The following is a 20,755-nucleotide window of genomic DNA, read 5'->3' on the forward strand; positions in this document are numbered from 1 at the left end:
TTGCTGTTCATGACCACCATTTAGACCAAAAGCTATACCATGAAAAATACCATTACAAGGCTTTTTCCCCGTGGTCTAATGGGCCAAATACGCGGTTTTCAGGGTTTTCCTGAACCAGGTATTCTTTGTCATCGCCCAGTTGGCGGGTTTGCGTCGGTTTTCGGTTTTTACAGTCGCAGTGGATCGCCAGAAAAATATTCCAGGATGTAGACCATGAAAGTGACCAGCGAAAAACCCTCCGACGTGGCGTTTCCCGCGCCCCAACGCAAGCAGGTGGCCTGGCAGGCGGTCCAGGCGTTGCTTGAAATGCTTGAGCGCCCGGAGTTCGGGCCGGCTGAGCGAATCCCGGCAGAACGGGACCTGGCCGAACATCTGGGGATCAGCCGGATGACCTTGCGCAAGGCGCTGCAAACACTGATCGATCGTGGGGTCCTGGAGCGCCGCGGCAATCGCGGAACCTTCGTGACCGCTCCGGGCGTCGAACGGCCGCTTAATACGGTGGCGCGTAAAGGCATCGCCGAAGTGGTTGAACAAGCGGGAGCCCGGTCCGGCAGCAAATTGCTCTATTTCGAACAAGCCCAGGCCAGCGTCCGCGTCGCCAAACTGCTGAAGATTCAGGAAGGCGATGTGTTGCTGACCATCAGGCGTCTGCGCACCGTGGACCAAAAGCCGTTCTGCATCGAGACCAGTTATATTCCTGCGGCCCGTGTGCCGGAACTGGTGGCGGGGGATTTGATCGAGGGCGGCTCGTTGTATGCGTTGTTGCTGTCGCGCTATCAGATCGAAATCGACAGCGACGAGGGGACGTTGAGTATTGCCACGATGAATGACCAGGAGGCGCGTCTGCTGGAGGTCGATCCCGGGACGGCCGCGTTGGTGTATCGGGGCGTGATTTTCGACACCCAAGGGCAGCCGGTGGAGTATCTGGTCTCGATCAATCACCCGCAGCGCGTGGTGTTCAAACTGGCAGACAGTCGGGTCAACAGCTTTCGCGTCTAAAACCGATAATCCGCCGGAACCTCCCGAGCGATGAAGTGCTGCATGTGTTCGAGAAAGCTGATTTGCAGTTTCGACGCCGGTCCTTGAACCGGCAACAGCATGTTGAAGTCCATCTCGATGGCCGGCTCGAACGCTCTGAACACGATGCCATTGCCCCGGTACTCGACCGCGCTGATGGCATCGACCAGCGCTATTCCCAATCCTTGTTCGACGAACATGCACATTGGCAGCGACAGCTGGGTCTCCAGGCGCAGTTCACGCTCGACCCCGTGTGCGGCAAATATAGAGTCGATGTGTTGGCGCGAGCCGATGGATTGTGGATACGAAATAAACGCCTCGCCTTGCAGATCCTCCGGGCGGATGGTGGCCTTGTCCTGCAAGCGATGATTGGCCGGCAGTGCGCAGAGCATCCGTGTTGCCAGCAGTTTTTCTGCGCGCGGGCTCGGGTAGGTGTTGGGCAGTACGATGATGCCCAGATCGCAGCGCTGACCGACCACCAGATCAACGATCTCGCGCGATGAATGCACCACCAGCGAGATCTGCACTTGATCATGTTCAGCCATGAACGCGGCGATGGCTCGCGGCAGGAATGACAGTCCCATGGCCGGTGCGCAAGCGATGTGCAGTGAACCGCGTTTCAAGCTGCGGATGTCTTGTGCCGCTCGGGCAATGCGCTCGACCCCGAGCAGTGAGCGTTGCACTTCCTGATACAGCGTCATGGCCTCGGCAGTGGGTTGCAATCGGCCCTTGGCGCGGACAAACAAATCAAAGCCGATGTCCTCCTCGAGGCTGGCAATCAGTCGCGTCGCCGCCGGTTGCGAAATGTGCAGCATCTCGGCAGCGCGGGTGACGGTCTGGCCGAGGATGACCGCGCGGAAGGCTTCCAGCTGGCGAAGATTCATGATGATATCCTTCAAAAAAGCCATAACAAAAAGACATGGCCTTGCCAAAATAAAGCATTTTTCAAGCGCTTGTCTGCTGTTTAGCATCGTCCCTATCAAGATTATCCAGGCGTAATGCCTGCGCCTGGGCTGATTGCCTGGCGTTGAAAGGGCGGCAGTGAAGCTCATGCAAAAAACTGATGTCATGATCGTCGGCGGTGGTTTGGTCGGGCTGTCCATTGCTTATGGGCTGGCCTTGATGGGGCGTCAGGTCAGCGTACTGGATGAAGGCGATGATGCCTTGCGCGCGGCCCGTGGCAACTTCGGTCTGCTGTGGGTGCAGGGCAAGGGATACGGGATGAGTGCCTATGCGCAATGGACGCGTGAAGCGGTGGCGCTGTGGCCACGCTTGGCGGCCTCGTTGCAGGCCGATACTGGCATCGATCTTCATTTGCGTCAGCCGGGCGGTTTCCAGCTGTGTTTGAGTGACGAGGAAATGGCCGAGGAAAGCCGTCGGCTGCTCTGGCTGCGCGATGCCATGCAAGGCGATTACCCCTTCGAGTTGCTGGATGGCGAACAACTGAAGGCGCGGCTGCCGGGCGTGGGGCCGACGGTCGTGGGTGCCTGCTATTCGCCCATGGACGGGCACGTCAATCCGCTCAAGCTGCTGCGCTCGCTGTACGCCGCCTGCCGGGCGCGTGGGGTCAGGATCATCAATGGTCATCGGGTCAGCGCCATCGGCCAACGCGCCTCGGGCTTCGAGCTGCAGGCCGGTGAACAACGCTGGTATGCCGGGCGAGTGATCCTGGCCGCCGGACTCGGCAATCGTGAGCTGGGCGCTCAGTTGGGAATCGACGTGCCCGTGAGTCCCAACCGAGGGCAGATCCTGGTCACCGAGCGCCTCAAACCTTTTCTGCATTACCCCACCACCTACATACGCCAGACCGACGAAGGCACGGTGCAGTTGGGCGACTCGCATGAGTCCGCCGGGTTCGATGACGGCACCGGCAGCGAAGTGATGGCGACGATCGCCGCGCGCGCGGTGCGCTGTTTTCCCCGGTTGGGGCAAGTGCGCCTGGTCCGGGCCTGGGGCGCGCTGCGGGTGATGAGCGCCGATGGCTATCCCATTTATGAAGCCTCCCAGGCATGTCCGGGAGCCGTAGTGGTCAGTTGCCACAGCGGCGTGACCCTGGCGGCGATTCACGCCTTGCGCCTGGCGCCGTGGATCGACGGTGAGTTCGACGATCCGGCGGTCGAGGCGTTCGGCCTTGGGCGCTTTCACCACAAAAGCGAGGTGCGCCATGTCGGTTGATTCGTTGTTTCGGGCGATCGGCCCTGGGCAAAACACCGTGCAGATCGAATTCGAAGGCGCGCCATTGTCAGTGCCGGCCGGCGTGTCACTCGCCGCGGCATTGCTCGGCAGCGGCGTCACTCATACCCGTGAAAGCGCGGTCAACGGCCGGCCCGGCGCGCCCTTTTGCATGATGGGGGTGTGCTTCGAATGTCTGGTTGAGGTCGATGGCCAAGCCAACTGCCAGGCCTGTTTGCTGCCGGTTCGAGCGGGCATGCGAGTCCAGCGTCAGCGTGGCGCTCGCGATGTGCTGGGGGGAGAGGAGGAGGTGGCTGATGAATGAGCAAACGGTCGATCTCATCGTGATTGGCGCCGGCCCGGCCGGCATGAGTGCCGCCCTTGAGGCTTCGGAGCGCGGGCTTTCGGTGGTGGTGCTGGATGAGCTGGGCAGCCCGGGAGGGCAGATTTATCGCAACATCCAGCAGGCCGACGCGCGCAGCCGCCAGCTATTGGGGCGCGACTATGAAGCGGGCGCGCCACTGGTTGCGAAGTTTCTGCAATGCGCCGCCCGATACCTGCCCAATGCGGCGATCTGGCAGGTGACACCGCAGCGTCAGGTGCATTTCCTGATCGAGGGGCGGGCGCAAATCCTCCAGGGGCGGCATGTGTTGATCGCCACCGGGGCGTTCGAGCGCCCCATGCCGATTACGGGCTGGACCTTGCCGGGCGTGATGACCGCCGGTGCCGGACAGATCCTGCTGAAAAATGCCGCACTGGTGCCGCAAGGCCCCGTGGTACTCGCTGGTTGCGGACCGTTGCTGTACCTGCTGGCGGTGCAATACCTGCGCGCCGGGGTTGCGATTGAAGCGCTGGTGGACACCAGTGGCCGCAAGGATCTGCTGCGTGCCTGGCGCAACATCCCAAGCGCCTTGCGCGGCTGGCGCGATTTGCTCAAGGGCCTGCAACTGCTGGCCGAACTGAAGCGCGCCGACGTCAGGCATTTTCGCGATGCGCGGGATTTGCGTATCGAAGGGCAGGCGCACGCCAGCGCCTTGAGCTTCGTCAGTCACGGACGGAACAGGACCATTCGCGCTTCGTTGATCCTGCTGCATCAAGGCGTGGTGCCCAACACACAGATCAGCTGGTCGTTGCGCCTGGAACACGACTGGAGCGAACAGCAATTGTGCTGGATTGCGCGCCGTGACAGCCAAGGTGAAACCAGCCTGCCGGGCATTTACATCGCCGGTGATGGCGGGGCAATCGGCGGGGCGCAGGTGGCGCGGCTCGAAGGCCGTCTGGTCGGGCTGGCGATTGCCGCCCGCTCGGGAAAGCTCGATGCGCAACAGGCGCAACGACTCGCCGCGCCGTATCGCAAGGCGTTGCGTCGCCAGCTTGCCGCGCGGCCACTGATCGATGCCTTGTACCGCCCGCAGCAGCAAAACCGCATACCCGCCGACGAGGTGATTGTCTGTCGCTGCGAAGAAGTCAGCGCCGGTTCGATTCGCCAGTACGTCGAGCTGGGGTGCCTGGGGCCCAATCAGGCCAAGGCGTTCGGTCGCTGCGGCATGGGGCCTTGTCAGGGGCGCCAGTGTGGCTTGAGCGTCACTGAAATCATTGCCGCGCAGCGCCAGGTGCCTGCCACAGAAGTCGGCTACTACCGCATTCGATCACCGCTCAAACCCATCACCCTTGCCCAACTATCAACCGAGACACCTTTGACCCAGGAGCCTGTATGAGCCTTATCCAACGCATCGAAAGCAACCCACGCCTGAGCCGCAGCGTCGTGCACAACGGCGTCGCCTGGTTGAGCGGCATCGTCGCCGCCGATTGCAGCCAGGACATCCGTGGCCAGACGCGCCAGGTGCTGCAACGGGTCGACGAGTTGCTGGAAATCTCCGGCAGCGACAAGAGCCGGCTGCTCAGTGTGCAGATCTGGATGAAAGACATGAGTGCCGATTTCGCCGGCATGAATGAAACCTGGAGTGCCTGGGTCGATGCCGCGCAAACGCCGGCACGCGCCACCGCCCAGGTGATGTTCGATGACCCGCAGATCCTGCTGGAGCTGATCGTCACCGCCGCCGTCTGAGTGTTGCCCGACCCCGTTGCGCCGGTTCCACACGGCGCAACAACGGAGCAGGGGCCATCAGAGCCGCCATCTCCGCCTGTTCACATTTCCGCTGCCATAACGGACGCCTTCTTTTGCGGAGCGCCCGACACAAACAACATCGCATCTGGAGTCATGTATGAACGTAAAAAATACGCTATTGAAGGCTGGTTTCATCTCGCTGCTGGCATTGGCCGGCAACCTTCACGCGGCGGAGCAGCCGCTGCGCCTGGGCATCGAAGCGGCTTATCCGCCGTTCGCTTCGAAGACCCCCGATAACCAGATTGTCGGTTTCGACTACGACATCGGCCAGGCCTTGTGCGCGCAAATGAAAGTCCAGTGCGAGTGGAAGGAACAAGAGTTCGACGGCCTGATTCCCGCGCTCAAGGTGAAGAAAGTCGACGCGGTGATTTCTTCGATGTCGATGACCCCGGAGCGCCTCAAGTCGGTCGACTTCAGCAATCGCTACTACCGAATTCCGGCGCGCCTGGTGTTCAAGAAAGGCAGCGGCATCGTCGACATTCCGGCGCAGCTCAAGGGCAAACGCATTGGCGTTCAGCGCGCGACCAACTTCGATCGTTACGTCACCGAGAAATTCGCCCCGGCCGGCGCCGAAGTGGTGCGCTACGGCTCGCAGAACGAAATCTTCCTCGACCTGCTGGGCGGGCGCCTCGACGCAACCATGGCCAGTTCGGTGGTGATCGATGAAAGCCTGTTGAAGCGGCCGGAAGGGCAGGATTATGAATTCGTCGGCCCGAATTTCACTGAAGAGCTATTCTTCGGCACAGGCATCGGCATTGCCGTGCGCAAGAACGATCCGCTGGCAGGCCGTTTCAACCAGGCCCTGGCGGCGATTCGGGCTGATGGCACCTACGACAAAATTCGCCAGAAGTACTTTGACTTCGACATCTACGGCGATTAAGCCGCGTGTGTTCTATCGGCACGCTTGCTTGAGCCGGCGTGCCGTTCTTTTTTGATCAGGAGGCGGGATGCAAACCAAGGCTTTTCTCAGTGAACAAGAGGTTTCACACCTGCTGTCTACGGCAAAACAGTTGGCACAGGCGCGCAACTGGGGCGTGGCGATTGCTGTCGTCGACGACGGCGGGCATCCGCTGGGACTGCTGCGTCTGGACGGTGCGGCGCCGATCGCCGGCTACATCGCCACCGACAAGGCCCGCACCGCAGCGCTGGGCCGTCGCGACAGCAAGTTTTACGAAGACATGATCAATGGCGGGCGTCAGGCATTTTTAAGTGCGCCGAACCTGCAAGGCATGCTTGAGGGCGGCGTTGCCATCTGGCACGAAGGTCACTGCATTGGCGCTGTCGGTGTGTCCGGCGTCAAGGCGGAGCAGGATGCCGAAGTGGCGCGGTTGGCGGTTGAGGATTTGCTGCGTGCTGGTGGCAACGGCGTTACTGCGCCTTAGGTCTTTGTGCTGGTTTTCCCGTCAAATCACCGCCAGGCGCATCGGCAGAGGACCGGGATCGCGCATACCTCGGATCGTGCAACAAATTCGCCATTTTAGGCATGCGGAATGAGCGTTGATTGATCAATCTGGAGCTGTTCCATCAGCGTGCCTGAGGCCAGCTGGAGAGTTTGTATCAAGTAGATTTTTTTTGAATGAGCGGTTTCGTTTACGTAAACGTCAAATCGCGCTGTAGCGCCATAACCAATAAAAATAACTAAGGTTAGAGGGCTTCAAATGTCGTCAGAAATCGTGCTGGAAACGCGTGGCTTGACCAAAGAATTTCGCGGTTTCACTGCGGTGGATTCGGTCGATCTACGTGTGCAGACGGGCCATATTCATGCACTGATCGGGCCCAACGGCGCCGGCAAAACCACCGTTTTCAACCTCCTCACCAAGTTTCTCCCGCCCACCCGCGGTGAGATCCTCTACCGTGGCCAGTCGATCACCCGTTTGAAACCCAATGAAATTGCCCGCTTGGGTTTGGTGCGGTCATTCCAGATATCCGCAGTGTTTGGCCACATGAGTGTGGTGGAGAACGTGCGGGTGGCCTTGCAGCGCAAGCTGGGTAACTCCTTTCACTTCTGGAAGTCCGAGCGCAGCCTCGAGGGGCTTAATGAGCGGGCTTTACAGATGTTGGAGCAGGTCGGTCTGCTCGACGACGCCAATACCCTGACCATCGAGCTGCCTTACGGTCGTAAACGCGCACTGGAGTTGGCCACCACCCTGGCACTGGATCCGGAGGTGTTGCTGCTCGACGAGCCGACCCAAGGCATGGGTCACGAGGACGTCAACATAGTCATTGACCTGATACGTCAGGCCGCCGTAGGGCGCACGGTATTGATGGTCGATCATAACCTGGGAGTGGTCAGCGAGCTGTGCGACCGCATCACCGTGCTGGCACGCGGGGCGATTCTCGCCGAAGGAGACTATGCCAGCGTCTCCGCCAATCCGTTGGTGCGCGAGGCCTACCTTGGCAGTGAAGCTGTCAGCCTTGCAGGAGAGCACGCATGAACAGTCCGCACGCTCTGGATTTCGAGCAACTGCGGGTCAGTGATCTGCATGCTTTCTATGGCGAATCTCACATCTTGCACGGCATCGACCTGCAAGTGCGGCGTGGCGAACTCATCACCTTGCTTGGACGCAACGGCTCCGGGCGATCCACCACGCTGCGCGCAATCATGAATATGGTCGGCCGTCGCACCGGCTCGATCGTGGTCAATGGCAACCAGACCATCGGTCTCGCCGCGCACCTGATCCCGCGATTGGGCGTCGGCTACTGCCCGGAAGAGAGGGGTATTTTCGCCAGTCTCAATGTCGAGGAGAACCTGCTGCTGCCACCGGTGGTGCGCAACGACGGCATGAGCCTCGACGAAATCTACGAGATGTTTCCCAATCTCTATGAACGGCGTTTCAGCCAGGGCACACGCCTGTCCGGCGGCGAACAGCAGATGCTGGCCATGGCGCGGATCCTGCGCACGGGCGCCAATCTGTTGTTGCTGGATGAGATCACCGAAGGCTTGGCCCCGGTGATCGTGCAGAAGCTGGCCGAAGTGTTGATCAAGCTCAAGAACAAAGGCCTGACCATTGTGTTGGTGGAGCAGAATTTTCGCTTCGCAGCACCTTTGGCTGACCGCCATTACTTGATGGACCACGGTCAGATCGTGGAAGAAATCAGCGCTGCTGAACTGGAGTCGAAACAGGAACTCCTGCAGAGCTGTCTCGGCGTCTGAGATCCGTTTTATCCCTGCGACATAGGTGTCGACGTGGCTCAAGACCCGCCGATACGGGATCGTTTTGCCCGAAACAACAACAATAACTGTGAAGAATGGGTGAGCTAAATGAAGGTTTTTCAGAAGACTGCACGTGCCGTTCTTGTCTCCAGCCTGCTTGTCAGCGCCGCCCAGGCTCAGATCAGCAATGACGAGATTCGAATCGGTTATCTGGCCGATATGTCCGGCACTTACCGCGACCTCTCCGGCCCCGGCGGACTGGAAGCACTGAATATGGCCGTCGAGGATTTCGGCGGTCAGGTCAATGGCAAGAAAATCGTGGTCTTCAGTGCCGATGACCTGAATAAGCCTGATGTCGGCGCTAACACCGTTCGCCAATGGGTGGATGAGCGCAATGTCGACATGGTCACCGGCATGGTGGCTTCCTCGGTCGTGCTGGCGGCAAGCAAGGTGGTTGAGCAGGCCGGTAAGCTGGCGTTGATTTCTGGCGCAGCGGCCTCCAGCCTGACCAATGAGTTTTGCTCACCCAATCACATTCACTGGACCTATGACTCCTACGCCTTGGCCAATGGAACCGCCAAGGCTGTGCTCGCGTCTGGCGGCAAGAGCTGGTTCATCCTGACCGCCGATTATGCCTTCGGCCATGCGATGGAAGCGGACATCACCAAGGTCGTCGAGGCTGATGGCGGCAAGGTGGTTGGCAAGGTCCGTCATCCATTCCCGACCAGCGACTTTTCTTCCTACATCTTGCAGGCCCAGGGGTCTGGCGCAGAAGTGATTGCATTGGCCAACGCCGGCTCCGATACCGTCAATTCGCTGATGACTGCCAGCCAGTTTGGCGTCGCGCAGTCCGGACAAAAACTCGCCGGTATGGTGGTGTTCCTCAACGACATCCATGCCATGGGTTTGGCGGTGACTCAGGGTCTGATGCTGACCACTGGATGGTACTGGGACATGAACGATGAAAGCCGAGCATGGGCTCAGCGCTACTTCAAACGCACCGGCAAGATGCCGGGCATGGTGCCGGCAGGCATCTACTCGGCGACCACTCATTACCTGAATGCCATCAAGGCGACTGGCAGCGATGATGCGCAGACGGTACGCGCACAGATGGTGGCGACACCGGTCAATGACATGTTCGCCAAGAACGGAAAAATTCGTGTCGATGGCCGAATGGTTCACGACATGTTCCTGGCTCAGGTCAAAACTCCAGCGGAATCAAAAGGGGAGTGGGACCTGTACAAAATCGTTCGCACGATTCCTGGCGAGGAAGCCTACCGCCCTCTGGCTGAAAGCAAGTGCAAGCTGGTCACGAAAAACTGAACGGTTGTGATTCCAGCTATTGCCCGGCTGCTGGCCGCCGGGTGTCACTGACTTCCAGCGGGTGGTAAATCATGACTGTCGTATTCGGTATTCCCCTGAGTGTATTGTTCGGCCAGGTGCTCCTGGGGCTGATCAACGGGGCCTTCTATGCTTTGCTCAGCCTGGGTCTGGCGATCATTTTCGGGCTCCTGCGGATCATCAACTTCGCCCACGGCGCCCAGTACATGTTGGGTGCCTTCATCGCCGTACTTGGGCTCAACTACCTGGGCTTGAACTACTGGGTTGCATTGGTGCTGGCACCATTGCTGGTGGGTGTCCTTGGCATGCTCATCGAGCGCGGCCTGTTGCGGCGCATAGCCGGTGAGGATCACCTCTACGGCCTGCTGCTGACCTTTGGCCTGGCGCTGATCGTCGAGGGCTCATTCGTCAAGTTGTTCGGGGTGTCCGGTTCCTCCTACCCAATGCCGGAGCAGCTCAAGGGCGGCTACAACCTTGGCTTCATGTTCCTGCCTACCTACCGCGCCTGGGTGATAGTCGCCGCGTTGATCGTGTGTCTGGCCACCTGGTTCTTGATCGAGCGTACTCGTCTGGGCTCTTACCTGCGTGCCGGCACCGAGAATCCAAAGCTGATGCAGGCGTTCGGCATCAACGTTCCGCTGCTGGTCACCCTGACCTATGGCTATGGCGCAGCCCTGGCAGCATTCGCTGGCGTGCTGGCCGCGCCGATCTACTCAGTCACGCCGACCATGGGCGCCAACCTGCTGATCGTGGTGTTTGCCGTGGTGGTGATCGGCGGCATGGGTTCGATCATGGGCGCCATCGTCACCGGGCTGGCCATGGGGCTGATCGAGGGATTAACCAAGGTCGTTTATCCCGAGGCGGCCAACACTGTGGTGTTCCTGGTCATGGTGCTCGTATTGCTGATTCGTCCTGCGGGACTGTTCGGAAAAGAGGCGTAAACATGATGAGTCTGCAAATCAAGCAAGGCGCTCAGGTCCTGCAGCCGAATGCCGACCACGAGCGGCGTCAGGCCGCTGTGCGGCGCAAGCGTTGGTTTTATCTGGCAGTGTCTATCGTAGCGCTGGCCGCACCGTTGGCGGTGTACCCGGTATTCCTGATGAAGCTACTGTGCTTTGCACTGTTTGCCAGCGCCTTCAACCTGTTGCTCGGCTACGCCGGTCTGCTGTCCTTCGGGCATGCCGCCTTCCTCGCCAGCGGCGGCTATGTCACTGGCTATCTACTCAGCCACTACAGCGGCCTGGGAACCGAATTGGGCATTCTCGCCGGAACCTTGGCATCTGCAGCCCTCGGATTGTTGTTCGGCCTGCTGGCCATCCGGCGCCAAGGTATCTACTTCGCCATGATTACTCTTGCGTTGGCGCAGTTAGTGTTCTTCATCTACGTGCAGGCGCCATTTACCGGTGGTGAAAACGGTATGCACGGCGTGCCCCGTGGCCAGTTGTTTGGTCTGTTCGATCTGAACGACAACCTGACAATGTACTACTTCGTTCTCGCCGTGTTTGTGTTCGGTTATGCGGTTATCCAGCGCACCATCCACTCGCCCTACGGGCAGGTGCTCAAGGCGATTCGTGAGAATGAGCCGCGGGCGATTTCCCTGGGTTACAACGTCGACGCGCACAAGCTATTGGCCTTCGTCATCTCTGCCGCGCTGACCGGCCTGGCCGGATCAACCAAGACAGTCGTGTTCCAGTTGGCCTCTTTGACAGATGCCCATTGGCATATGTCGGGAGAGGTGATCTTGATGACGCTGCTGGGGGGCGTGGGCACCGTACTGGGTCCTTTCGTTGGCGCCGCGGTAGTGGTCACTCTGCAGAGCTACCTGTCTAACGGACCATTGGGTGAATGGGTGCACGTCATCCTGGGGATGATCTTCGTCATCTGCGTGTTGTTATTCCGCGTCGGGATCGTCGGCTGGGTACTTAAGTTGGCGCGACGTAACTTCTAAATCCTGTAATCGGTTGTGTCCTCAGGGCGCGGATCCCCAGATCCGCGTTGCGGGGAACTGTTTGCCCGATTCAGCTGTTCGAGTGGTTGATCAGTTGTTTGCAAAGTGTGGAAAAAAACAAAAACAGGCTGCTTCCAGCGGCCGCCACCTGGGTATCGCGTTGCAAGGCCGGTTTCGAGGACGCACTACCCCCCTATGAGAAGAGAGCCTTATGTACCTCCATCGTTCTGCTCCATTCTGCACATTCTCCGGTCTCACTGCTGCCATGTGCGTCTCGACGCCGGTCTCGGCTGACTTTATCAACGAGAGCAAAGCCAATCTGGACACGCGCAACTTCTACATGAATCGCGACTTCCGTCAGAGCGGTGCTGCGCAGTCCAAGGCTGAGGAGTGGGCCCAGGGTTTTATATTGCGCTTTGAATCGGGTTACACCGATGGCCCGATCGGCGTGGGCGTCGATGCGACAGGCCTGCTCGGCGTCAAGCTCGATTCCAGCCCTGACCGAGTCGGCACCGGCATCCTCAAAAGTGATCGTGAAGCTCCAAGACGCGCCCAGGACGAGTACGGTGAAGCTGGATTTACCGCCAAACTGCGAGCGTCAAAAAGCACACTCAAACTCGGCACGCTACAGCCGGTGTTGCCGATGCTGATGCGCAACGATACTCGCCTGCTGCCACAGACTTTTCGTGGCGCCTGGCTCAATAGCAACGAGGTAAAAGACCTCACACTCGACCTGGGTCGCATTGATCGGGTCAACCAGCGCGATTCATCGGATAACGAGGAGATGACCGTATTCAATGGGGGTAGACGCAACATCGTATTAGGCAGCGTCAAGGCAAGTGATGAGTTCCTGTTCGGCGGTGCCAGTTACAAATGGACACCCCAACTGTCCACCAGCTACTACTACGGCGGTCTCGATGGTATCTACAAGCAGCACCTGGTCAACCTGGTGCACCAGCTGCCGTTAGGCGAGGGGCAGAGCTTCAAGTCCGACCTGCGTTTCGCACGGTCCACTGATGACGGCGGCAGTAATGTCGACAACGATGCCTTCGGCGCACTGTTCACCTATCGACTCGGCGCCAACGGCTTTACCGCCGGCTATCAGCAGATGAGCGGGGACACCGGTTTCGCTTACGTCGCAGGTGCCGACAACGCGCTGATCAATCTGGTGCAGATCAACGATTTCGGCAATCAGGACGAACATTCCTGGCAATTGCGCTACGACTTCGACTTCGCGGCACTCGGCGTACCCGGGCTGACTTTCATGACCCGCTACATCAATGGCGATAACGTCGACCGCGGGCCAGGATTGAGCGAGGGCAAGACTTGGGAGCGCAACACAGACCTCGCCTATGTGTTTCAGGAGGGGCCGCTCAAGAACCTGGGCTTGCGCCTTCGTAATGCCTCGACCCGGAGCAATATCGGCAGTGATCTCGATGAAAACCGCGTAATCGTCAGTTACAGCGTACCGATCTGGTAAGCGCGTCCTTCGCAAGGCTTGCGGCCGCTAATTGGCGGCCGTTGCCGCCGACCACTTGAGCGGTCATGCGCCACTTCTGTGTCGCTTTAATCATTGCTGGATGTATCCATGCGCCCAGGATTTTTTGTATCTGACGCAGGTTCAGTCGGGCTATTGAATGGCCCGTTCCTCCTATTCAGTTACTTCGGTCCTGGGGGCAGTCTCCATTCGAGAATCTTTGGTTGGTCGAGCCTGCGATTGTCGCCAAGCCCCGGTTCGCCTTGGGTGTGGCCACCGCGCCGTGACTGAAAGACGTTCTGCCTCATGCCCCTTTACGGCTTGAGCGGCCTAGCTCTCATGTGTCGTTTTCAGTGGTGCATTGACGGTAAAAAAAGCGTGCCGGGTGGATTGATGAGTGAGCTTCATGTGGTTATGCGGAAAAACCCATGTAGTCATTGATCATCTCCCTCATTAAGTTCGGAACCGTCCCCTTCAAGAGTCGCTTTTGAAGGTCCCCGATTTATTCAGACCGTCGTGGATTAACCGTGTTTTGCCGCATCCGTTGTGTCGCTTGGTGACGATCGACTCGGCATCACGGAGGGGTTGATCAACGTTGTCGTCGGTTTTTCAGGAAGGATCTTTGTATGAACATCGAAGCCGTGAACACGCTGGAGATTCGTTTCTTTGAAGCGGCCGACGCGCTTTTCGAACGCCGTTTGCATTCGTTCGCCTTTCGCTTCGAGGAGGCGCCAGGGTGTTTGGGATATGTGGTCAGTCGCAGCCCTGCCGAATCGAACTTGTGGATTCTGAGCGGTTACTGGTCAAGCGCATCGGACATGACCCTGCACTTTTCAAGCACTCACATGACCCAGTTGGTCAACGCGTTGATAGAGGCGCGTGCGAACCTGACTTTTGCCAGTTTCACCCCGCTGATGGATGAGGCTGCGCAAGATGAAGTTTGATGAGCGATTGTTTCTTGAGATTGACCTCAACAGTTTACTGACGCTTCTGGTGGTATATCGCGAGCAGGGAGTTACCAAAGCAGCCGGACGGCTGGAGGTCCATCAACCTGCCGTGAGCAACACCTTGGCGAAGCTGCGCTGCTACTTTTGCGACCCGTTGTTTACCCGGCATTGCAGAACATTGTTGCCCACGCCCAAGGCCACCGAAATCGTCAAGAGGCTGGAGCCTGCGTTGCTGGAAATTCAGAAAGTGCTGATGGCAGCAGCCAACTGAGCCCTGCGCCTTTTTAGTGTTTATTCAACGTCAGAACCAGACGTCAGCCGTAACACTTCGCCTCAGAGATCTGGAGTTATTCCGTGTTGATTCGCACTGTAATCGTCGCGTTGCGGCGTCCATACACCTTCGTGGTGATGGCCTTGTTGTTGCTGATTGTCGGGCCGCTCACAGCGTTGCGTACGCCCACGGACATTTTTCCCGAGATTCGGATTCCAGTGATCGCAGTGGCCTGGCAGTACACCGGGTTGCCGCCAGACCAGATGGCCGGGCGTATTTCCACAGTGTTCCAGCGCATCCTCACCACGGCCGTCAACGATGTCGAACATATCGAGGCAAACACCTATGCCGGCGTCAGCGTAGTCAAAATCTTCTTCCAGCCTGGCGTTAATGTGGCGGTTGCCAGCGCTCAGGTCACGGCGGCCTCGCAAGTGGCATTACGGCTGATGCCTGCAGGGATTCAGCCGCCGGTGATCCTCAACTACAACGCCGCCACGGTGCCGATTTTGCAACTGGCATTGTCGGGTGAAGGGCTGTCGGAGCAGAGCTTGTTCGACCTCGGGATGAACACGGTCCGTACCCCGTTGGTGACCGTGCCCGGTGCGGTCATTCCACTGCCTTACGGCGGCAAGCAGCGCCAAGTGCAGATTGACATCAATCCGGCCGCGTTGCAGGCCAGAGGCCTTTCGGCACAAGACGTCGCCGCGGCCCTGGCCGCACACAATATCCTGACGCCGATTGGCAGCCAGAAGATCGGCGACCGCGAATACACCCTGCAACTCAATAGTGCGCCGTCGGCCATTGACGAACTGGGCCTGATACCGGTCAGGGTTGTAGACGGCAGCACCATTTATCTTCGCGATGTGGCCGATGTTCACGACGGCAACGCGCCGCAGACCAACATCGTGCATGTGGATGGCAACCGCTCGGTCTTGATGACCGTACTGAAAAACGGATCGGCCTCGACTCTGGCGATCGTTGACGGCATTCGCGACCGGATCGAAACCCTGAAAGATTCGTGGCCGGAAGCGTTGAAGGTTCTGCCGATCAACGACCAATCGGTATTCGTGCGTGCCGCGATCAAGGGGGTGGTGCTGGAAGGCGCGTTGGCGGCGGCACTGACTAGCGTGATGATCCTGCTGTTTCTGGGCAGTTGGCGCTCGACCATTATTATTGCGGTGTCGATTCCACTGGCTATCCTCGGTTCCATTATCTCCCTGGCCGCTATGGGCGAAACACTCAACCTCATGACGTTGGGCGGGCTGGCGCTGGCCATTGGTATTCTGGTGGACGATGCGACCGTGACGATCGAGAACGTCAACTGGCACCTGGAACAAGGCAAGGATGTTGAAACCGCGATCCTCGATGGCGCAAAGCAGATCGTCACCCCGGCATTTGTGTCCTTGCTGTGTATTTGCATTGCCTTTGTGCCGATGTTTTTCCTCGACGGTGTATCGCGTTTCCTGTTCGTACCCATGGCCGAAGCCGTTATCTTCGCGATGGTCTGTTCGTTCGTTCTGTCGCGCACGCTTGTGCCGACCATGGCCAAGTACCTGCTGCGGCCACACGTGGCACACGCGGAAGGGGACCAGGCATTACCATCGCGTAATCCGCTGGTGCGTTTCCAGCAGCGCTTCGAAGCAGGCTTTTCCCGGATACGCGAGAACTACCGCGCCACGCTGGAACAGGCACTGGCTCGTCGCAAGGTCTTCCTCGCTGGCTTCATGGCAGTGGTCCTGCTGTCGTTTGGTCTGGTGCCTTTTATCGGTAGCAATTTTTTCCCGTCGGTGGACTCCGGTCAGGTGCTGATGCATGTCCGTGCACCAGTCGGTACCCGCGTGGAAGAAACGGCTGTGCGTTTCGCAGACATCGAACGGGCCGTCCGTAAAGTCATCCCCGCCGAAGAAATTGTAACCATGGTCGACAACATCGGCTTGCCGCCCAGCAACATCAATCTGACCTACAACAACACCGGGGTGATGGGCGCGCAGGATGGGGATTTCCAGATTGCGCTTCGCGATGGTCATCGTCCTACGGCTGACTATGTGCGCCTTTTGCGTGAGAGCTTGCCCAAGGAGTTTCCGGACACTACGTTTTCATTTCCGCCGGCGGACATCGTCAGTCAGATCCTCAATTTTGGTGCGCCGGCACCCATAGACATCCAGGTCCGGGGGAGCAACATGGAGGGCAATTTTGCCTATGCCCAGGCGTTGCTCAAACGGATTCGTTCGATCCCCGGCCTGGCGGATGCTCGCATTCAACAGTCAAACAAGTCACCCGTGTTCAACGTCGACCTGGACCGCACGCAAGCGCAATTACTCGGCCTGTCCACTCGCGATGTGACTAACAGTCTGGTGGTCAATCTGGCAGGCAGTAGCCAAGTGGCGCCGACCTACTGGCTGAACCCGGCCAATAACGTCAGTTATCCCATCGTGATGCAAACGCCCCAATCGCAACTGGATTCCCTCGCAGCGCTGGCCAACCTGCCGGTGGGTAACGGGACGACCGCCCGTGCCGCCACCTTGGGCGCGGTGGCTGATTTTGAGCGCACCACCGGCAGCGCACTGGTCACTCAATACAACGTCCAGCCGATGGTGCAGATTCATGCCGCGACGCAGGACCGGGATCTCGGCGCAGTGGCAACCGATATCCGTCGCGTTATAGCCGAGATGGCGGGTGAGGTGCCACGGGGCAGCACAGTCCACCTGCTCGGTCAGGTGCAGACCATGGAACGTGCGTTCAATGGCCTGATGTTCGGATTGATCGGCGCCGTCGTACTGATCTATCTGCTGATCGTGGTGAATTTTCAGTCGTGGCTGGATCCTGCGGTCATTGTCGCAGGCCTGTCCGCGGCGCTGGCCGGGATTGTCTGGATGCTGTTCATCACCGGGACCACGCTATCGGTGCCGGCGCTGACAGGGGCAATCATGTGCATGGGGGTTGCGACGGCCAACAGCGTGTTGGTCATCAGTTTTGCTCGTGAGCGCCTGGACGAATTGGGTGACGCGACCGCCGCTGCACTGGAGGCCGGCGTCGCGCGTTTCCGCCCCGTGCTGATGACTGCCTTGGCGATGATCATCGGAATGTTGCCCATGGCCCTCGGCATCGGTGAAGGCGGGGAGCAGAACGCTCCGTTGGGTCGTGCCGTGATCGGCGGGCTGCTCGCTGCCACGGTCGCGACCCTGATGTTCGTGCCGGTACTGTTCAGCCTTGTCCACACCCCTGATTCCCGCCGTGCGACCTCGACCTCGACGTCTCGGCTTGTGCCTGGAGCTCATTGATATGCCTGTTCAAACTTCCCGTCCGCGTCGACATTTGTTTGCGGTGGCCATGGTCGCGGTCGCGGCCGCCATCGTGGTGTTCGGTGTCATGAACCGCCGAACCCAAGCCAATCAGCTTCAAGAACTGGCTGCCGGACAGGCTCTCGCAACCGTCGCCCTGGTGGCGCCGAGTTCCATTACCCATGCCGCACTGCAATTGCCCGGGCGGATTGAAGCTTGGTCCAGGGCACCGATCTATGCCCGAGTCAGCGGTTATCTCACGCACTGGACCGTCGATATAGGTGGCTCGGTGAAAGCCGGCCAAGTGCTGGCGGAGATCGAAACGCCAGACCTGGATCAACAACTGCTTCAGGCCAGGGCCGAACTGGTAACCGCTCGGAGCGCGGCGAATCAGGCTGCAAACACCGCAAGACGATGGCAACTGCTGGCCCAGAGCCAGGCGGTGTCACAGCAAGAAGTCGAAGAGCGGACCAGTGACCTGGCGAGCAGACGCTCGGTGGTTAACGCTCTGCAAGCCAATGTCGATCGCGTTCAGGTCATGCAAAGCTACAAGCGCCTCGTGGCGCCTTTTGACGGGATCGTGACCGAACGCAATACCGATATCGGATCGCTGATCAATGTCGGCATGACACCTGGCAGCGAACTGTTTGTGGTGTCTGATGTGCGGCGGTTGCGAGTGTACGTGAGCGTACCGCAGCGCCAACTTGCACTGATCCGTCCAGGCGGTCTGGCGCAAATCTTCGTCCCGGAACGCCCGGGGAAAGCCTATGCGGCCACCGTCGAATCCCTCTCCCAGGCAGTCGACAGTGGTTCAGGTGCCATGCGAGTTCAATTGTCTGTAGATAATGCGCAAGGTGAACTGCTGCCAGGGGCATTCGCCAACGTGCAGTTCGAATCCAGCGGCAATGCGAATGGCGTGGGGCTGCCGCCGAGCGCATTGATCATCGGCAAGAATGGGGTGCACGTCGCTACCGTGGACGCTGGCGGGATCGTCGAGCTCAAACCCGTGATGATCGCTCGTGATTATGGGGCGGTCATTGAGTTAGCGGGTGGGCTAGCCATGGGTGAACAGGTGATTGCGAACCCTCCCGATGGTTTGGCGAGCGGCGATCAGGTGCGCGTCGCTACCGCTCCGAAGGGTTGAGCGCTGCTGCCGAGGAACTCGGTAGCGCGCGCGAGTGCGCACCGAAAGTCGATTGCACAGACTGTTTGCTCAGGTCGCCGAACTCGCGACGGCTTCACGCTTGACTCACTGAGAGCGGGGCGACTTCCGTACGCCGTCCTCTGAAGCAAGGACCTTTACGTTTTTCAGCCAGCTCGTCACGCGTTCCATGGTGCGCCTTTCTTGGTCTGCCTCCATCACGAAGCCTTCCAACAGGTGTGCCTTCGGTGCATGACTGGCGAGCACGGACTGGCTGTTACCGAGCCCATAGCCGCCATGGGTGATGAAGGTGATCAAGGTCTTGCCAGAAAAGTCGTGCGCGTCCATGAAGGAGCGTATGACTGGTGGTGTGGTCGCTCCCCAAATCGGGAAGCCGAGAAACACCGTGTCGTAGTTCGTCATGTTCGAAATCATGGCCTCCAGGGGCGGCTTATATTCGACGTCACTTTCATGCCGCGCCTGTTCGACCGTTTTCAAGTAATCATCGGGGTAGGGCGTGGCAGGGCGTATTTCGAAGAGATCAGTACCGAGCGCACGCTGTATCAAACCTGCGATAACGCGCGTGTTTCCGGAGCGAGAGAAGTAGGCTACGAGTGTTCGTGACCCTGTTTGTCGCACGTCGTTGTCAGCCGAGGCTGACGATGTCCCGCTCAGAGGCAGCGCCGCCAGCGCCATCATCACTGCGCGACGGACCGGGTCGTGTTGCTCATCCATCCAGCTCTCTCCTGTTAGCGTCCCACCCGCATCTGTAGCGCGGCACGGTGTGGCGTCCGTCGAAATACCGCTTATGTCCTGTAACAATCTAACGGCCGCTTGCCAACGGGACTAGATGCTAATGTGGCAAAGCCTATTGAAGTGAACTCATCAATGCCGAGAGAAAACTACAACGACCTGATGGCCTTCATTGCGGTTGCGCGCGAGCGAAGCTTCACCCGCGCGGCGGCACAACTTGGCGTTTCCCAGTCAGCACTGAGTCACACGATTCGCGCACTTGAAAAGAAAATGGGGGTTCGGTTGCTCACCCGAACCACGCGTAGCGTGTCCACGACGGAAGTGGGCGAGCGATTGATGCAGAACGTCGCTCACCATTTTCATGAGATCGAGGCAGAGCTGGCCGCCGTTGGGGAATTGCGCGATAGCGTTGCTGGCACTATTCGCATCTGTGTATCAGAAAATGGCGCCGAGACTGTGCTCTGGCCGAGGCTTGCGGAGTTACTTCCCCGGTATCCCGAGATCAAAGTGGAAGTTTGCGTTGAGCCACGCTTTACCGACATCGTTGCGCAGAACTACGACATGGGCATTCGACTCGGCGACGAACTGGCCGAGGACATGAATTCCGTACGTATCAGCGCTGACATGCAGGTGGCAATCGTCGGTGCACCGGCCTACCTGGCCTCGCATCCTGCGCCCATGAAGCCTGAAGACCTGGCCGATCACGAGTGCATCAACCTGCGCTTGATGAGTCACGGCGAGCTGTATCCATGGGCGCTCAAGAAAGGCGAGCAGCAAATTGATGTGCGCGTAGAGGGGCAACTTGTTTTCAATGACACACGGCAGGTCCTTCAGGCCGCTCTGGCCGGATTAGGTCTGGGGTATGTGCCGCAGGAAGTTGCCAGGCAGTATGTCGCCAGTGGGCAACTGCAACAGGTTCTCGAAGACTGGTGCCCGACGTTTACCGGGTACTACCTCTACTTCCCGAGTCGTCGGCACCTGTCGCGTGCGATGACCTTGTTGATCGAAGCACTACGCTATCCGGCGGACGGAACACTGAAGACTGCGGGCGTGAATTCAACGCGTACTGATGGCGGACCAGTCGGCATTATTGATGGTCACTGCACTAACGATTGAACCGGGATT

At 59.0% G+C, this 20,755-nt stretch carries 20 protein-coding genes; 18 read left to right on the plus strand and 2 right to left on the minus strand.

Going from position 1 to position 20,755, the window contains the following annotated elements; genetic code table 11:
- The first annotated feature begins 213 nt into the window (after positions 1–213).
- Positions 214–999 (plus strand): GntR family transcriptional regulator, encoded by a 786-nt coding sequence (locus tag LOY68_RS15925; RefSeq protein ID WP_265045684.1) that lies wholly within the window; start codon positions 214–216, stop codon positions 997–999.
- Here the strand turns inward: LOY68_RS15925 and LOY68_RS15930 are convergent.
- Complete coding sequence (locus LOY68_RS15930; protein WP_054046161.1) at positions 996–1,901, minus strand: LysR substrate-binding domain-containing protein; 906 nt, start codon at positions 1,899–1,901, stop codon at positions 996–998. The genes LOY68_RS15925 and LOY68_RS15930 overlap by 4 nt on opposite strands.
- 166 nt (positions 1,902–2,067) lie before the next feature.
- Here LOY68_RS15930 and LOY68_RS15935 point away from each other — a divergent pair, with 166 nt between their 5' ends.
- The 16 genes from LOY68_RS15935 to LOY68_RS16010 all read left to right on the plus strand — a co-directional run bounded on the left by LOY68_RS15935 (position 2,068) and on the right by LOY68_RS16010 (position 18,880).
- Positions 2,068–3,192 (plus strand): NAD(P)/FAD-dependent oxidoreductase, encoded by a 1,125-nt coding sequence (locus LOY68_RS15935; protein WP_265045685.1) that lies wholly within the window; start codon positions 2,068–2,070, stop codon positions 3,190–3,192.
- Positions 3,182–3,514 (plus strand): (2Fe-2S)-binding protein, encoded by a 333-nt coding sequence (locus tag LOY68_RS15940; protein ID WP_265045686.1) that lies wholly within the window; start codon positions 3,182–3,184, stop codon positions 3,512–3,514. The genes LOY68_RS15935 and LOY68_RS15940 overlap by 11 nt, the downstream gene beginning before the upstream one ends.
- Positions 3,507–4,907, plus strand: a complete 1,401-nt coding sequence (locus LOY68_RS15945; RefSeq protein ID WP_265045687.1) for an FAD/NAD(P)-binding oxidoreductase — start codon at positions 3,507–3,509, stop codon at positions 4,905–4,907. The genes LOY68_RS15940 and LOY68_RS15945 overlap by 8 nt, the downstream gene beginning before the upstream one ends.
- On the plus strand, positions 4,904–5,257 hold the full coding sequence (locus LOY68_RS15950) for a RidA family protein (RefSeq protein WP_054046155.1): 354 nt from the start codon (positions 4,904–4,906) through the stop codon (positions 5,255–5,257). The genes LOY68_RS15945 and LOY68_RS15950 overlap by 4 nt, the downstream gene beginning before the upstream one ends.
- Positions 5,258–5,414: 157 nt before the next feature.
- Positions 5,415–6,197 (plus strand): ABC transporter substrate-binding protein, encoded by a 783-nt coding sequence (locus LOY68_RS15955; protein ID WP_265045688.1) that lies wholly within the window; start codon positions 5,415–5,417, stop codon positions 6,195–6,197.
- 67 nt (positions 6,198–6,264) lie between these two features.
- Positions 6,265–6,699, plus strand: a complete 435-nt coding sequence (locus tag LOY68_RS15960; protein WP_163910073.1) for a heme-binding protein — start codon at positions 6,265–6,267, stop codon at positions 6,697–6,699.
- Between the two features lie 276 nt (positions 6,700–6,975).
- Positions 6,976–7,752 (plus strand): ABC transporter ATP-binding protein, encoded by a 777-nt coding sequence (locus LOY68_RS15965; RefSeq protein WP_265045689.1) that lies wholly within the window; start codon positions 6,976–6,978, stop codon positions 7,750–7,752.
- Positions 7,749–8,471 (plus strand): ABC transporter ATP-binding protein, encoded by a 723-nt coding sequence (locus LOY68_RS15970; RefSeq protein ID WP_265045690.1) that lies wholly within the window; start codon positions 7,749–7,751, stop codon positions 8,469–8,471. The genes LOY68_RS15965 and LOY68_RS15970 overlap by 4 nt, the downstream gene beginning before the upstream one ends.
- 108 nt (positions 8,472–8,579) lie before the next feature.
- Complete coding sequence (locus tag LOY68_RS15975) at positions 8,580–9,794, plus strand: ABC transporter substrate-binding protein (protein WP_265045691.1); 1,215 nt, start codon at positions 8,580–8,582, stop codon at positions 9,792–9,794.
- A 71-nt stretch (positions 9,795–9,865) separates the two neighbouring features.
- Positions 9,866–10,753, plus strand: coding sequence for a branched-chain amino acid ABC transporter permease (locus LOY68_RS15980; protein ID WP_265045692.1), 888 nt, complete (start codon positions 9,866–9,868; stop codon positions 10,751–10,753).
- Positions 10,754–10,758: 5 nt separating this feature from the next.
- Entirely contained in the window at positions 10,759–11,760 is a 1,002-nt protein-coding gene (locus tag LOY68_RS15985; protein WP_265045791.1) for a branched-chain amino acid ABC transporter permease, read from the plus strand.
- Between the two features lie 265 nt (positions 11,761–12,025).
- Complete coding sequence (locus tag LOY68_RS15990) at positions 12,026–13,240, plus strand: OprD family porin (RefSeq protein WP_265045792.1); 1,215 nt, start codon at positions 12,026–12,028, stop codon at positions 13,238–13,240.
- A gap of 623 nt (positions 13,241–13,863) precedes the next feature.
- Positions 13,864–14,181, plus strand: a complete 318-nt coding sequence (locus LOY68_RS15995; protein ID WP_265045693.1) for an antibiotic biosynthesis monooxygenase family protein — start codon at positions 13,864–13,866, stop codon at positions 14,179–14,181.
- On the plus strand, positions 14,171–14,455 hold the full coding sequence (locus tag LOY68_RS16000) for a LysR family transcriptional regulator (protein WP_265045694.1): 285 nt from the start codon (positions 14,171–14,173) through the stop codon (positions 14,453–14,455). Before LOY68_RS15995 ends, LOY68_RS16000 begins: the two co-directional genes overlap by 11 nt.
- Positions 14,456–14,541: 86 nt before the next feature.
- Positions 14,542–17,736: an efflux RND transporter permease subunit gene (locus LOY68_RS16005; RefSeq protein ID WP_265045793.1), complete on the plus strand. Its 3,195-nt coding sequence runs from the start codon at positions 14,542–14,544 to the stop codon at positions 17,734–17,736.
- 1 nt (position 17,737) lies between these two features.
- The gene (locus LOY68_RS16010) at positions 17,738–18,880 is read left to right on the plus strand and encodes an efflux RND transporter periplasmic adaptor subunit (RefSeq protein ID WP_265045695.1); all 1,143 of its coding nucleotides are present in this window, start codon (positions 17,738–17,740) and stop codon (positions 18,878–18,880) included.
- Between the two features lie 105 nt (positions 18,881–18,985).
- On the opposite strand, the gene LOY68_RS16015 is transcribed toward LOY68_RS16010, so the two are convergent.
- Positions 18,986–19,612 (minus strand): flavodoxin, encoded by a 627-nt coding sequence (locus LOY68_RS16015; protein WP_265045696.1) that lies wholly within the window; start codon positions 19,610–19,612, stop codon positions 18,986–18,988.
- 153 nt (positions 19,613–19,765) lie between these two features.
- Here LOY68_RS16015 and LOY68_RS16020 point away from each other — a divergent pair, with 153 nt between their 5' ends.
- Entirely contained in the window at positions 19,766–20,746 is a 981-nt protein-coding gene (locus tag LOY68_RS16020; RefSeq protein WP_265045794.1) for a LysR family transcriptional regulator, read from the plus strand.
- Positions 20,747–20,755 lie beyond the last annotated feature (9 nt).

Source organism: Pseudomonas sp. B21-053 (assembly GCF_026016365.1).
Classification (GTDB): Bacteria; Pseudomonadota; Gammaproteobacteria; order Pseudomonadales; family Pseudomonadaceae; genus Aquipseudomonas; species Aquipseudomonas nunensis.